The sequence below is a fragment of the Halomarina pelagica genome (assembly GCF_024228315.1).
GTDB lineage: Archaea > Halobacteriota > Halobacteria > Halobacteriales > Haloarculaceae > Halomarina > Halomarina pelagica.
Genome location: NZ_CP100454.1, coordinates 320,734 through 334,124 on the forward strand (window position 1 = coordinate 320,734; position 13,391 = coordinate 334,124).

Sequence of the window (13,391 nt, forward strand, 5' to 3'; positions counted from 1 at the left end):
GTTATGGCGACGGTTACGGTTCAATTCGCGCTTACACTAGTAATGGGTCTCCTTCTCGGAGGGGCAGTCTGGTGGCTCACGTCGGTCGAAAACTGGCGGTCGTATACTCCGGCCGGTGGCGGTACACAGCAACAAGGAGAGGAACACCAACACGTGGAAAAACCGGGCGGCCTCGTTCGGTGGCTCACCACCGTCGATCACAAGGACATCGGCCTTATGTACGGCGCGTTCGCGCTACTCTCGTTCGCGTGGGGCGGCATCGCGGTCACACTGATGCGAACGGAGCTCACAACACCTCCAGCCGACCTCCTCGGAGCAACAACGTACAACGCCCTGATGACTAGCCACGGGATTACGATGCTGTTCCTGTTCGGCACGCCTATGCTCGCTGCTATCTCGAATTACATGATCCCGCTCTTGATCGGGGCGGATGACATGGCGTTCCCGCGGATCAACGCGATTGCGTTCTGGCTGCTTCCACCAGGGGCACTACTCATCTGGGCAGGGATCATCCTCGAACCGCTCGGAATCGGGGTCGAAGGAGCCCAAACTGCATGGACGTTGTACGCACCACTCTCGATTCAACAGACGAATCCCGGTGTCGACCTGATGATCCTCGGACTGCACCTCACTGGAGTGAGTGCGACGATGGGCGCAATCAACTTCGTGACGACAATCTTCACTGAACGCGGGGAGGAGGTCACGTGGGCGAATCTCGATCTCTTTTCGTGGACGGTACTCGTGCAGTCGGGCCAGATTCTATTCGCCTTCCCACTATTGGGTTCAGCCCTCATCATGCTCCTCCTCGACCGCAACTTCGGCACGACATTCTTCACCGTCGAAGGTGGAGGGCCGATCCTCTGGCAGCACCTCTTCTGGTTCTTCGGTCACCCTGAAGTGTACATCCTGGTCATTCCACCGATGGGCCTCGTGAGTTACATCCTCCCGCGCTTTGCAGGCCGGAAGCTGTTCGGGTTCAAATTCGTGGTGTACTCGACGCTCGCACTCGGCGTGTTGTCGTTCGGTGTGTGGGCCCACCATATGTTTGCCACCGGCATCGATCCGCGAATTCGCGCATCGTTCATGGCGGTCTCCATCGCAATTGCGATTCCGAGCGCGGTGAAGACGTTCAACTGGATTGCCACCATGTGGAACGGCGAACTGCGGCTTACCGCGCCGATGTTATTCTGTGTCGGGTTCATTGCGAACTTCATCATCGGCGGCGTCACCGGCGTATTCGAGGCGTCTATTCCAGTTGACCTCGTCCTCCACGACACGTATCACGTCATCGCGCACTTCCATTACGTGATCATGGGTGCGATTGCGTTCGCCATCTTCGCCGCCGTCTACTACTGGTTCCCGCTCTATACGGGGAAGTGGTACCAGCGTACCCTTGCGAAGTGGCATTTCTGGCTCACCATGATCGGAACGAACGTCACGTTCTTCCCCATGATTCTCCTCGGTTACGGTGGAATGCCTCGCCGTTACGCCAGCTACGAGCTTCCAGTCGGTCCCGAGGCGTACTTCGCGTTCCTCCACCAGCTAGCGACCTTCGGAGTCTATATTCTCGCTGTCGGACAGCTCATTTTCGTCTGGAACATCGTCCAGTCCTGGCTTGAAGGACCGGATGTTGAAGATGGAGATCCGTGGAAACTCGGAGAGCGTGGACTGCTAACGCACGAATGGGACTGGTTTGACCGAAAACTCGAGACAACGATTCCCGACGGCGGTGCTGAATGTGGTGATGAATGATTGACAAGGTCATTGTCGTCTACTACGCGCTCGGTTGTGGTTACTCGCCCGCAAAGGCCCAAATTAAGCTCTGGATCGTCTTTCCGATGAAAAATCCCATTACGGACCCGAGCACCACTCCTTCAATACTGCCAAGCAGGTAGCCGATCATCGCCCCCATAGTCGTAAGGAAGTACTCTGGATAGGCACGAAGCAGCCGTAATCGGGTGAAAGGTGGCTCAGTCGTCGTCATTGATTCGGTGCCACAGGGGATCGAACCTCGGCGATTCGGTTGAATCGAGGGCCTCCGTTCGATACCGCTCCTGGAGCAGATCAGAACAGAGGATGCACTGACTCGGACATCTTGTGCCGAAGGTGTTCGGCTCGCTTGGATTCCTCTCCCCGTGTATGGAACGTATATCTTATATGCCGTTTTCAGGGGAGGGAGCTAATGTATTTTTCAAAGATTGTCATGAACGGTACGCTCTCACTATTAGTCGACGTAGAGCGAGTAGAGGATAATCGCAAACCCGATCGTAGTCAGTGCACTCTCGATGATGAGCGCATACTGCGTCTCGACGACGATGAGTTGATCGGCGACACCTGCGAGGAGCGATCCCAAGGTAACCACACCGAATCCGAGCGTCAAGAGACGGAGTGCGGGCGCACCCGTTCGTCGGTACGCTTTCAGCGCGTACAATGTGATCAATCCACCTAACAGTAGCGTCGCGGTCTTGAGTACGATGACCGCGACAGAGATGTGCGAACTCATGTTTCTTTACGTATCTCCGACCAGAGCTGTTCAAGCTGTTCGTCCGCCGATCGGGGCGGTCGCGTAATTGTGACTCCGAACTCACGCTCCTCGTCAAGCTCGATCTCGAGTGATTCGAAGGCCAGTCGATATCGCGTGGTATGATGCCCATCGCTACGGATCTCGGTCTGCTCATCAAGTATCGAGGCGTCCGTGAGAAGCTCTACCTTCCGGTAGGTCGTCGAGAGTGGCACATCGCAGTGTTCGGAGATCTCACTTGCCGTCATCGGTTCATCGAGGTGCTTGATTATCATGCGACACGTTGGGTCGTCCAGCGCGTCGAGGACGTCCTGTAACTCGGGCACGCTCTCCTGTAGAAACGGATTGCGTACCATTACCTGGTCCTCGCTGTGTGACCACGATAATTCGTTCGATATGAATGACCGATCCTCCGATTTAAAATTGAATTGAATCTTCTCTACATAGAGTCACGGGATACACTGTCCAGAAACTCGGAAGCGAACAGTAGAAATGTAGGCACATTCCCGAACATATTCGCTCTGGTTCCTACAAACCGGGAATCAGCGTGCCGGGCTATGTACGTTATCTTCCTACCCACAACCAGAGACCAGACCATGACTGAACACACCGGCCTACCCGGCACTGGCATCTCACGACGGAAATTCTTAGCAGCGACGGGGAGTGCTGGTGCATTAACCCTCGCAGGGTGTACAGCCCCGACCAATAGTGCAGGAAGTCCGCCACGATCACCCACAACCCACCAGACAGAGACTACACCACAATCCTCCGCAACTGCGCATTCGTCACCTGAGCTCGAAAAGTGGGTCGACGAAGTCCCCCGTCCAGGCGTCATAGAACCGGTGGGGACGAAGGACGGAAGCCCCTATTACGAGGTGGAAATGCGGGAGGCAACGCAGAAGATCCACCGAGACCTGCCACCGACGACCGTCTGGGGGTACGACGGCCAGTACCCGGGGCCGACGATCGAGGCGCAGCAGGGCGAACCAGTCTACGTGCGCTGGAAGAACGAGTTGCCGGACGAGCATCTGCTGCCGGTCGATACGACTATCCACAGTAGTAAGATTCCCTACGACAGTACCGGCGTGCGAGTCGTGACTCACCTCCACGGCGGGAACGTCGAGCACACGAGCGACGGCAAGCCGACGGCGTGGTTCACGCGGGGCTTCGAGCAAACCGGCCCGAAGTTCGAGAAGAAGGACTACTACTACGTGAACGACCAGCCACCGGCCACGCTCTGGTATCACGACCACTCGCTCGGTATCACTCGGCTGAACGTCTACGCTGGTCTCGCTGGCCTCTATATACTCCGCAACGACCACGAGGAATCCCTCGGATTGCCCGCGGGTAAGTACGAAATCCCGCTCGTGCTTCAGGACCGCAGCTTCAATGAAGATGGGTCGCTGTATTACCCCGACGGTGTTTCGGAGGTGGATCGGGAGGAATCGACCCCCAAGCCGAGCATCGTCCCACAGTTCTTCGGCGACATCTCCGTCGTCAACGGGAAGGCCTGGCCCCGTCTGAGCGTCGAACCCCGGAAGTACCGCTTCCGCATACTCAACGGGTCCAACTGCCGCTTCTACAACCTCAACCTGCTCAAGTACGATGAGGCGTCCGGGATGACCGGTTCGGACGGTCCGCCGTTCACGCTGATCGGCAACGACGGTGGCCTCCTCGGGTCACCCGTCCAAATCGACGACGGGCTCGAAGTCGGAACGGGCAAACGAGCCGATGTCGTCGTCGACTTCTCGGACTACGCTGGCCAGACCCTGTTGGTCCACAACGACGCGCGTGCGCCGTACCGAGCAATGCCTGACCGCGACATCGAGGATCAGCAACCCCTCCCGGAGGTGATGCTCATTGACGTCGCGGACGTGGGAGATGTGGATGATCCGAGCCAGGTACCCGGTACCCTGACCGAGGTTCCCGAAATCCCGGTCGATACAGTGGACCGCGAGCGATATCTCCCACTGACCATGAGCACTGACGACTTCGGACGGCCCTTGCACCTCCTGGGCTCGGAGGAGGACCCGTCGGGTCACAACCTATACGACCCGGTGACCGAGGACCCGAAGCCCCACGATACTGAAATCTGGAGTTTTGCTAATCTGACTGGTGTGTCCCATCCGATGCACCTGCATCTCGTGCACTTTCAGGTGCTGGGCCGACAATCCATCCAGGATTACAACGACTCGTCAGACTCCATCGACGTGGACGCACTTGAGCCGCCGGCACCGTACGAACGCGGGTGGAACGACGTCGTCACCGCGAACCCGGGCGAAGTGACGCACGTAATCGCTCACTTCGGCGAGTTCGAGGGACTGTTCAACGACCAGACGGGCTGGTACATGTGGCACTGCCACATGCTCGAACACGAGGATCACGATATGATGCGACCCTTCACAGTCCTCCCGGATTCTGACGACGGCGGGCACTGACGACGACGGGCACTACGATTTCCGTGCGGACGAGGCGAACGTCCCGGGGCTTGACCCTCGTACCTCCCGTAACCGATGATGTTCGTGATTGATTCTTTCCCTCCGCCGGTCGCATACCGAACTGATGCTCACGAATGGAGATACGGCGCCGACGTTTTCAGGCACGGTCGGAACGAGCGACCACGAACCCTTCGACCTAAACGACCACCTCGGTGACGGACCAGCTGTCCTCGCGTTCTTCCCAGGCGCGTTCACACCTCCATGTACCAATGAAATGGTCGCCCTCCAAAATCACCATGAACGCTTCCGAGATGCTGGAGCGATTGTGCTCGGAGTGAGCGCCGACTCCCCGTTCTCTCAGGGCGCGTTCCGCGAGGAATACGGGATCGAATTCGACCTCATCAGCGACATGTCCGGCGACGCTATCCGGGCATACGACCTCGAAATCGACATCGAGCCGCTCGGGCTCTATGGCGTCGCGAACCGGGCAGTGTTTGTCCTTGATGAGGACGGAGCAGTAACGTACAACTGGGTCGCTAAGGACCCAACGAACGAACCGGACTACGATGCCATTCTCAACGCGATCGAATAGAGGATAATGTACTTCATTTTGGGTTGCTATTCTCTCATATTGGGCAGTCAAAAGGATATCCCAGCCCGAGATGCTTCACCAGTCGCCACCGCGAACGTGCAGGTAGCTCCAAAGCGTCACCTGCAAAACGACCGATTTGAGTCATACAGGATACAGGCGCCGACCTCGTCGGCACTGTAATCGTACAATCGCAGTCTACGATGATGGAGGCGACCACCTACTGCCCTAACGTGACAATCATCTCCGCAGCGTTTCGACTCCTGTAATCTCACTCGATCAACCCAGTGAGAGCGTTTTCGATATGAACAAGGGCAAGGACGAAGAGTTCTTGAGATACGCACCTTGCATAGCCGCGAACTCTATTGTTTGACTGAACAGAGTAATGAACCTGTAGTTGGAGTCCGATGATAGGGAGAAGACAAGAATGAAATGGGAACTTAGAGAGATTGAATGGGATGCAGTGGCGGGAATCCTAGCTGCGCTTCTCGCACTGATTCTCCATTTTCTACATATTGTGGATGAGGGTGTACTTTTGATGATCACGCTCGTTCTAATGGCCCTCCTCTTTCTCCGTGATCTTCGGTTAGAATCGGACACGGAACAGATCACTGAATCAGTGACGCATACCGAACGTACTGTCGACGAAATTCGGTCTGCGATAAATCCATCCGACCTCGAACTGATCGGCCCCGGTGCGCTCAGACAACGAAGCAAACGCTTTTGTCAGCATGCCCGGGGCGATATGATCTGGTTCAACGTCTGTTTGCTCATGTTCGTGCCGCAGGACCTTTTCGATTCACTACTTCGGCCGGCAATCGAAAACCCGAACGTCACGTCAATACAATTCATCCTCGACGAGAGTGAGAAGGAACGCTGGCGAACGGAGGTTAAACCCAAAGTGGAAAATTGTAAGCGTAGTCAAACCGTGCGTGAACCGATCTGGCGTGAGTTAGACGAGAACGTCTCGTTTATCCTTGGTGAAAAGGAAAACGAGAGGACAGATGCCCTGTTGAGTTTCTGGGGCGAACCGTTCATGGCACGGACGACGAGGGACGTCCCTCGGTATATCATCTACGTCACGGACGAATCCGAGTTAATTCCACAGTTGCAGGATATCGAACGCGAACACAGGTTGCGGCGGTCTTGAGCGGTATATTTTTGGCCACGTTTCTCCACCAATAGAATACGGCGATACAGCTCCATCGCGTATTATATCGATGAATATGCGATTGAGCAGCCGTTCGCACCCACTACGATACAATGAGACTGTCAAAATTACCCGCCTATCTCGAAAGTGAGTTCGAGTATCCCGTAGACCACGAAACGGTACTCAATCAGATTGGAGATGCAACGGTTGATGCTCCCGATGACACTGACTCCGAGACGATCAATGAAGTACTCGCCTACGACAACGATGAGATATACGAGACCCCCGATGATCTCTTAGAGTCGATCGTTGGGAATTTGGATGACAACTACATCGGACGCAAGTACTACGACGATCGTGGCCCGAATATCGAGGGAGGGGATGGAGAGTATCCCCACGACGAACGCGACCAGTCGTTCTAAAGACGAGGAGTAGGTAGCCGACTCGAAGAATGGTGTCCGGTGTGACTTCCGGCCAGATATCGATCGTGCTTTCGAAGCTTACCCGTACTTGATCACCAAAACTTAATATCGCGTTTTACTGCTTCCCGTTTCATCTCCTGAATCTCTTCGGTGATCGGAATGTCTTTTGGGCAGACCTCGGTACAGGAAAACTGGGTGTGACACTGCCAGACGCCGTGTTCTTCAGAGAGGAGATCGAGCCGGTGGTCTTGTGCTTGCTCACCTTCTCGTTCGTCGAAGTAAAATCGGAATCCTTTGACGATAGCTGCAGGGCCGATGTACTGGTCATCGGTTTGGGACGGATTACACGATGACGTACAACACCCACATTGAATACATCGTGATGCGATTTTTATTTTCTCACGGTTTTCGGGAGACTGTCGCTGCTCTTCGAGTTCGCCATCGGGGAGTTCGTCGGGTTGGAAGTACGGTTCGATGGACTCCATCCGTTCGAAGAAGTGGTCCATATCGACCACGAGATCCTTGATAACGGGTTCGTGAGGGAGCGGTTCGACCTGGACGGGGCTATCCAAGTCGGATATCTGCGTCTGACAGCCGAGCCGCTGGCTACCATTGATGAAGAAGCCATCGCTCCCACACACCGCCATCCGGCATGAGTGTCTGAAGGTAAGACTCGAATCGAAGTGATCACGAGCATAGATAAGTGCATCGAGGACGGTCATGCCCTTCTCGAGAGGGACGTGAAAGTCATCGTATCGAGGCTCCTGTTTCTCTTCGACCTCAGGATCGTACCGGAACACCTTCAGGTGAACCGTCTGCTCATTGGAGCCAGACTGGTCTTCTACAGCTGCCTGTTCCTCACGTTCGACTACCCGCTCGTATTTCTTTTCGAGCCGTCGTTGCTGTGGCGACGATCCAGTATCGGACTCAGATTCCGGGTCGGAGGAGGTCTGTGGTGAGCTCATTTGTGTTGTGGCAGATATGCGGTCAAGCCTAATGTGGATATCCTTCTCAATGCTGATCTGTGAGAGTTGCTAACGGAGCGACCATTCAAATAGCTGACCCCACGAAGGGGAACCTTGCAGGCAATTCCCTAGGAACCTCGATGATCCACAAGTTGTGAAGGGCCGAGCACGTGCAGAATACATATGCCAGCTCCAGCCATACTACTATACACGTTGCCTGCTCCCCACGATACCGACTATCGGCGTTGGCGATGGCCTGCATTATGGAAGTAGATGGTGTCGAAGGGTGAGATAAGGTGAGCCTCACCCAAACGGCCAGATCAGGTCGCCCACTAACGTTCTCGTACGTGCCGCCAGATATTCCTACGATACGCACAATCAACGATGACCGAAGAAGAAAACTTCACCGTTACACCATACGCTGTTGAGGGAGCCATTGATTATGAGAAGCTCCTTGCTGAATTTGGAGCTGACAAGCTTACTGACGAGCAGATTGCAACATTCCCTGATCCAATCCATCCATTAGTCCGGCGGAACGTCTTTTACGCAGAACGCGACGTTGATCGATTTCTTGAGGCTGCAAATACGGGGAGACCCCATTCAATCGTCACGGGGCGTGGTCCGTCTGGACCGATGCACATTGGCCACGTTTTCCCGTTCTACTTTGCAAAGTATCTACAGGAGCAAACAAACGCCCTGGTGTACATCCCGATATCTGATGATGAAAAATATCTCCTCAAAGAGATGTCTCTCAAAGCGATCGACAGGCATACTCGGGACAATTTACTGGATTTACTAGCCGTTGGATTCGACCCTGATCGGACGCGCATTATCGTGGATACAGCCGATGCAAACGTAGTGTATCCCCTTGCAACCGCCTTTGCGAAGGAAGTGACACAATCGACAGTTGACGCAACGTACGGGACGCCAGCAAACATCGGGATTTCCTTCTACCCCGCTGTACAGGCGACGCATCTTCTTCTCCCGCAACTCGTTGAAGGCCGACACCCGACGCTCGTTCCAATCGCAATTGACCAGGACCCCCATGTTCGGGTATGTCGCGATATTGCGAGTAAACAGCGGTACAATGTCGAAAAACCAGGTGCGTTACTCTCGAAATTCCTCCCGAGTCTTGGAGGGCCAGGCAAAATGAGTTCCTCGGACGATGTCCCCAGTATTCTTCTCTCCGACGATCGAGAGACAGTGTTCAAGAAGATTCGTCGGTACGCCTATTCTGGCGGTCAGTCAAACATCGAAGCGCACCGAGAACAGGGTGGAAATCCTACGATAGACGTCTCGTATCAATTCTTGGCGTACTTTTTCGAAGAGAATGATGAACGACTGGAACGACTTGCTCGTGAGTATCGCGATGGATCATTACTGAGCGGCGAACTCAAGGAGATAGCAGCGACACAGATTGCAGATTTTCTCGAGAATCATCAAGGACGGCGGTCACAGTTGGGCTCACTCGCGAACGAATTAGCACCGTACCGATTGAATAGCGATGAGCGTACCCGAGCCCGAGAACGAGTCGGATATCCGGATGATGCATTGAGTCAGTGGTAATCGTCTCCGTGAAAACCGATCAAAAAGTTAGTGTGACCTGATGAATAGCGGAGATGTAGGGATTCGACGAGGACCCTATTCTTCCACTTCTGTCTTTATCACAACCGTCGGTCGAGTCGTCAGTCGAAGCACACGGTCAGTGACGCTTCCCAGGAGAGCACGGTATTCTGCAGGCCGGTGTTTCGTTCCGAGCACGACCATATCGATGTTTTTTCGATCACCATAATCGAGGATTGCTTCAACCGGGTCGCCGTGCTCGATTGCTTTGATAATCTCGACTTCGGCATCCTTTGCAGTCGACCGGACGTGTTCAACCGATTCTTCACCGAGTTCTTTTAATCCGTGTTCCGGTCCTTCTGCTTCATCCACGTACTCGTCTCCGCTGTAGGCCGTATAGATGCCCTCATCGACGACAAAGAGTACGTGCAGGGTGGCAGAGTGCTCCTGTGCCAGGTCGATCGCGTGGGATTCAGCGTTCTGTGATGAGACGGTGCCATCAGTAGCGAGCAGAATTTGGTCGTACATTCGCTCGAGAGTTTATCCCAGTACAAAATAAGGTTACTCCACGATTCCAATATATCGCAGAAATTTTTGGTAGGATAATGTTCTTAGCAGAAAATAGGCGCTAAGCCCCCTTCCTCAGCGAGCGACCAACGGGAGCGAGCAGGGAGGGGATACAGCGCCGCACAGTTCTCATACACGTTCGACACTCGGCCCACAGGCCAACGTCTCAACCAAATCATTATACGCGTAGCGTGCATAGCGTGCATTACGGTGAAGCGAAAGACAATCACTATTCGGGAAGACCAAGACGAGTGGATTGAGGACCAACACCTCAATCTCTCGTCATTCGTCCGAGAACAATTGGACGAACTAATCGAGGAGCGAGAGTAACGGATGTACTACGCCTACAAATACCGTCTTAAACCGTCTGACGCCCACCGCGAGGAGTTGGACCGCTACCGAGACATTTGTAGGCAACTCTACAATCACGCACTCTACCGCCTCAACGAGTACCAAGACGAACACGGTGAACTGCCGTCCATGACCGCCCTACGGTCGGAACTCCCCGACCTCAAGACGTGGTGGGACGGCCTCTCCGACGTGTACTCGAAGGTTCTCCAAACCGTCGTGGAGCGTCTGTTCAACAACCTCAAAGGACTCTCGGCGCTCAAGGAGAACGGCTACGGCGTCGGCCAACTCAAGTGGAAGCCGCCACGGGAGTTCCGCAGTTTCACGTACAGTCAGTCCGGCTTCAAGCTCGACAAGAAGGGCGGTCAGACTGTCCTGTCACTCTCGAAACTCGCGGATATACCGATTCAGCTTCACCGTTCCATCCCCGACGACGCCACCGTGAAACAGGTCACGGTCAAGAAGGAACCGACGGGCGAGTGGTTCGCCACCTTCGGCGTCGAGATGGACCGTGAACCACCGACGAAACCCGAGAACCCCGAGCGGTGCGTCGGTATCGACGTGGGGATTCTCAAGTACGCCCACGACACCGACGGCACGGCGGTCGGGTCGCTCGACCTCTCGGACGAACGGGAGCGGCTGGAACGTGAACAGCGGTCCCTCTCACGGAAGCAACACGGGTCGAACAACTACGAGACGCAACGGCGTCGAGTCGCGGAGTGTCACGCCAACCTCCGACGGAACCGCCGCGACTTCTTGCACAAACTCTCGAACTACTACGCTCGGGAATACGACCTCGTGGCGGTCGAAGACCTGAATGTGAAGGGGATGATGGAGTCGCCGTCGAACAGCCGCAACACGGCGTCTGCCGCATGGCGAACGTTCCTCTCGTTGCTCGAATACAAGTGCGAGCGTGAAGGAACGCACTTCGTTGCGGTCAACCCGAGAGGGACGACCAAGGAGTGCGCGTCGTGCGGCGTTTCGACGGACAAACCGCTGTGGGTCCGTGAACACTCCTGTCCCGCCTGCGGGTTCGAGGCGGACAGGGACGCGAACGCGGCATGGAACATCCTTTCTCGCGGCCTCGAAGACGTAGGAGTGGGATACTCCGAATCAACGCCTGTGGAGACTGCGCTCCCTGTGGATACGTCCGTATCTGCAAAGCGCGTCGTGGAAGCAGGAAGCCCTACCTTCAAGGAGCGAACGGCGTCAGCCGTGAGCGAGTAGAGTAGGGTAGTTCACTAGCGCTCAAACTCTCTAGGCCATCCTGCCCTGGACGATGAGGTAGCCACCGATACCGACTGCGAGAGCCGCGAAGACTGCCAACACGGCGAAGAGCGCGGCGGTGTTGGCGTAGGTCAGCACGGCCCCCGCGACCGCCGCGCCGAGTGCGCCCACGCCGAACGTCCCGAGATACGTGTAGCCGAATGAGAGCCCATGGACGTCGGACGGAGCGTACTTCGCGATGATCGCCTGGTTGATGGGTGCTTCCATGTAGACGAAGAAACCGAGCAAGGCACAGACGACGAGCAGGGGGGCGAGCCCAGCGTTCACGGCGGGTACGAACGCGAGCGAGATGAGGACGAGGACGGCGAAGGTGCCGACGAGCGCGTACTCCGTGGTAACGCGGTCGCTCAGCTTTCCGCCGACGTATTGGCCCACACCCCCGAGCATCAACAGTCCGGCGTAAACGTACTGGCTCGGCAGGAAGGACTCGCCCGCGATCGAGACGGGCTCGAACAGCGGCACGCTCGCGAGGATGTCTGGCAGGAAGGTGAACACGCCCCGGTAGTACAGCCCATAGAGCATCGCGATGAGAAAGACGAACGCGAACCCGCCGGTGAACAGGAGCTTCGACTGCGCGAGCAGCTCGGTCGGGCTCGCCGCGCCGCCGTCGGCGACGGTGGCCTCCTCGCTCGCGTCGACGCCGGCGGTCTCGTCGAACTCGATACGCCAAGAGATGATCGCCGCCAGCAGCGCGGGGACGACCAGAAGCAGCGCGACGGTTCGCCAATGAAAGAACGCAAGGAGGATCGCGCCCAAGAAGGGACCCACCGCGACGCCGAGGTTCCCGGCCAGCCCGTGGTACGCGAAGGCCGTGCCCCGCTCTTTCGCCCCGCGGCTGATGAGCGAGAGCCCAGCGGGGTGATAGACGCTCGCGGCCAACCCCCAGAGCAGCAGGCCGAACGAGAGGACGACGACGTTCGGCGCGATACTCAGGAGGACGAAACCCCCACCCATGCCGAGCATCGCTCCGATGATGAGCCGCTTCGAGTCGTATCGATCCGAGAGAATCCCACTCGGGAGCGCGCCGACGCCGATCAGGGCGAACCCCGCACCGACGATCAGCCCCAGCGTGGCGGCCGTGACGGGAAAGACGCCCAGCCAGAGCGCGACGAAGATCGGGATGACGAGTTCGTAGGTGTGAAACATCGCGTGTCCGATCATCGTGAACGCGGTGAGCGCCCTGTCGTTGGAGTCCATGGTGTTAGTTAACAAGTTATATTATCGAACAGCTTTTTCGGTGTCGGAGCGCTGTTCAGATAAGCGGATGTCGCGTGATCAACCGCTGCGAGTGGAATGGGAGGCCCGACGACGGATGACGACGTCTAATACAGCAGGAACGCAGTAAGCAGGACGAGATTGTCTCTCATCTCGCTTACCGTGCGTACGACTACGTGAGTCGCCCGTACGTCGACGAAGGCTGCAGTGAGTGGCCCAATCGAGACGACAAGAGGTGATCGAGGCGGTCTTAGTCAATTATTCGTCCAGTAAGCCACTTATCTGAGCAGTTCCCAGAGTAGATACCCTAACCATTTTCTGGAGTT

Annotated in this window: 12 protein-coding genes; 7 read left to right on the top strand and 5 right to left on the bottom strand. The window is 56.1% G+C overall.

Annotated features, from left to right (window positions below; translation table 11 throughout):
* The first annotated feature begins 3 nt into the window (after nucleotides 1-3).
* Nucleotides 4-1,752, top strand: coding sequence for a cbb3-type cytochrome c oxidase subunit I (locus NKI68_RS01685; protein ID WP_254544949.1), 1,749 nt, complete (start codon nucleotides 4-6; stop codon nucleotides 1,750-1,752).
* 472 nt (nucleotides 1,753-2,224) lie between these two features.
* Here the strand turns inward: NKI68_RS01685 and NKI68_RS01690 are convergent, their stop codons facing one another.
* Together NKI68_RS01690 and NKI68_RS01695 are read right to left on the bottom strand one after the other, a co-directional pair.
* Nucleotides 2,225-2,503: a DUF7521 family protein gene (locus NKI68_RS01690; protein WP_254544950.1), complete on the bottom strand. Its 279-nt coding sequence runs from the start codon at nucleotides 2,501-2,503 to the stop codon at nucleotides 2,225-2,227.
* A complete protein-coding gene (locus NKI68_RS01695) occupies nucleotides 2,500-2,877 on the bottom strand; it encodes a winged helix-turn-helix domain-containing protein (protein ID WP_254544951.1) in 378 nt (125 codons plus the stop codon). The genes NKI68_RS01690 and NKI68_RS01695 overlap by 4 nt, the downstream gene beginning before the upstream one ends.
* 240 nt (nucleotides 2,878-3,117) lie before the next feature.
* Between NKI68_RS01695 and NKI68_RS01700 the strand changes: the two genes are divergently transcribed.
* The 4 genes from NKI68_RS01700 (at nucleotide 3,118) to NKI68_RS01715 (ending at nucleotide 7,120) form a co-directional block, all read left to right on the top strand.
* Nucleotides 3,118-4,959 (top strand): multicopper oxidase family protein, encoded by a 1,842-nt coding sequence (locus tag NKI68_RS01700; protein ID WP_368410907.1) that lies wholly within the window; start codon nucleotides 3,118-3,120, stop codon nucleotides 4,957-4,959.
* A 124-nt stretch (nucleotides 4,960-5,083) separates the two neighbouring features.
* Entirely contained in the window at nucleotides 5,084-5,551 is a 468-nt protein-coding gene (locus tag NKI68_RS01705) for a redoxin domain-containing protein (protein WP_254544953.1), read from the top strand.
* 394 nt (nucleotides 5,552-5,945) lie between these two features.
* The gene (locus NKI68_RS01710; protein ID WP_254544954.1) at nucleotides 5,946-6,698 is read left to right on the top strand and encodes a hypothetical protein; all 753 of its coding nucleotides are present in this window, start codon (nucleotides 5,946-5,948) and stop codon (nucleotides 6,696-6,698) included.
* A gap of 113 nt (nucleotides 6,699-6,811) precedes the next feature.
* Nucleotides 6,812-7,120 (top strand): DUF5789 family protein, encoded by a 309-nt coding sequence (locus NKI68_RS01715; protein WP_254544955.1) that lies wholly within the window; start codon nucleotides 6,812-6,814, stop codon nucleotides 7,118-7,120.
* A 92-nt stretch (nucleotides 7,121-7,212) separates the two neighbouring features.
* Here the strand turns inward: NKI68_RS01715 and NKI68_RS01720 are convergent, their stop codons facing one another.
* A complete protein-coding gene (locus NKI68_RS01720; protein ID WP_254544956.1) occupies nucleotides 7,213-8,085 on the bottom strand; it encodes a succinate dehydrogenase/fumarate reductase iron-sulfur subunit in 873 nt (290 codons plus the stop codon).
* Nucleotides 8,086-8,469: 384 nt separating this feature from the next.
* On the opposite strand from NKI68_RS01720, the gene NKI68_RS01725 reads away from it, so the two are divergent.
* The gene (locus tag NKI68_RS01725) at nucleotides 8,470-9,651 is read left to right on the top strand and encodes a tryptophan--tRNA ligase (protein WP_254544957.1); all 1,182 of its coding nucleotides are present in this window, start codon (nucleotides 8,470-8,472) and stop codon (nucleotides 9,649-9,651) included.
* A 75-nt stretch (nucleotides 9,652-9,726) separates the two neighbouring features.
* Here the strand turns inward: NKI68_RS01725 and NKI68_RS01730 are convergent, their stop codons facing one another.
* On the bottom strand, nucleotides 9,727-10,176 hold the full coding sequence (locus NKI68_RS01730) for a universal stress protein (protein ID WP_254544958.1): 450 nt from the start codon (nucleotides 10,174-10,176) through the stop codon (nucleotides 9,727-9,729).
* A 372-nt stretch (nucleotides 10,177-10,548) separates the two neighbouring features.
* Here NKI68_RS01730 and NKI68_RS01735 point away from each other — a divergent pair, with 372 nt between their 5' ends.
* Nucleotides 10,549-11,790, top strand: a complete 1,242-nt coding sequence (locus tag NKI68_RS01735) for an RNA-guided endonuclease InsQ/TnpB family protein (RefSeq protein ID WP_254544959.1) — start codon at nucleotides 10,549-10,551, stop codon at nucleotides 11,788-11,790.
* 30 nt (nucleotides 11,791-11,820) lie between these two features.
* Here NKI68_RS01735 and NKI68_RS01740 read toward each other — a convergent pair whose 3' ends face one another.
* Nucleotides 11,821-13,047: an MFS transporter gene (locus NKI68_RS01740; protein WP_254544960.1), complete on the bottom strand. Its 1,227-nt coding sequence runs from the start codon at nucleotides 13,045-13,047 to the stop codon at nucleotides 11,821-11,823.
* Nucleotides 13,048-13,391: the final 344 nt, after the last annotated feature.

Excerpts from the sequence above, each read along its gene's own strand:
- NKI68_RS01685 (WP_254544949.1), top strand. The coding sequence starts at position 4 with ATGGCGACGGTTACGGTTCAATTCGCGCTTACACTAGTAATGGGTCTC.
- NKI68_RS01690 (WP_254544950.1), bottom strand. The coding sequence starts at position 2,503 with ATGAGTTCGCACATCTCTGTCGCGGTCATCGTACTCAAGACCGCGACG.
- NKI68_RS01695 (WP_254544951.1), bottom strand. The coding sequence starts at position 2,877 with ATGGTACGCAATCCGTTTCTACAGGAGAGCGTGCCCGAGTTACAGGAC.
- NKI68_RS01700 (WP_368410907.1), top strand. The coding sequence starts at position 3,118 with ATGACTGAACACACCGGCCTACCCGGCACTGGCATCTCACGACGGAAA.
- NKI68_RS01705 (WP_254544953.1), top strand. The coding sequence starts at position 5,084 with ATGCTCACGAATGGAGATACGGCGCCGACGTTTTCAGGCACGGTCGGA.
- NKI68_RS01715 (WP_254544955.1), top strand. The coding sequence starts at position 6,812 with ATGAGACTGTCAAAATTACCCGCCTATCTCGAAAGTGAGTTCGAGTAT.
- NKI68_RS01720 (WP_254544956.1), bottom strand. The coding sequence starts at position 8,085 with ATGAGCTCACCACAGACCTCCTCCGACCCGGAATCTGAGTCCGATACT.
- NKI68_RS01725 (WP_254544957.1), top strand. The coding sequence starts at position 8,470 with ATGACCGAAGAAGAAAACTTCACCGTTACACCATACGCTGTTGAGGGA.
- NKI68_RS01730 (WP_254544958.1), bottom strand. The coding sequence starts at position 10,176 with ATGTACGACCAAATTCTGCTCGCTACTGATGGCACCGTCTCATCACAG.
- NKI68_RS01735 (WP_254544959.1), top strand. The coding sequence starts at position 10,549 with ATGTACTACGCCTACAAATACCGTCTTAAACCGTCTGACGCCCACCGC.
- NKI68_RS01740 (WP_254544960.1), bottom strand. The coding sequence starts at position 13,047 with ATGGACTCCAACGACAGGGCGCTCACCGCGTTCACGATGATCGGACAC.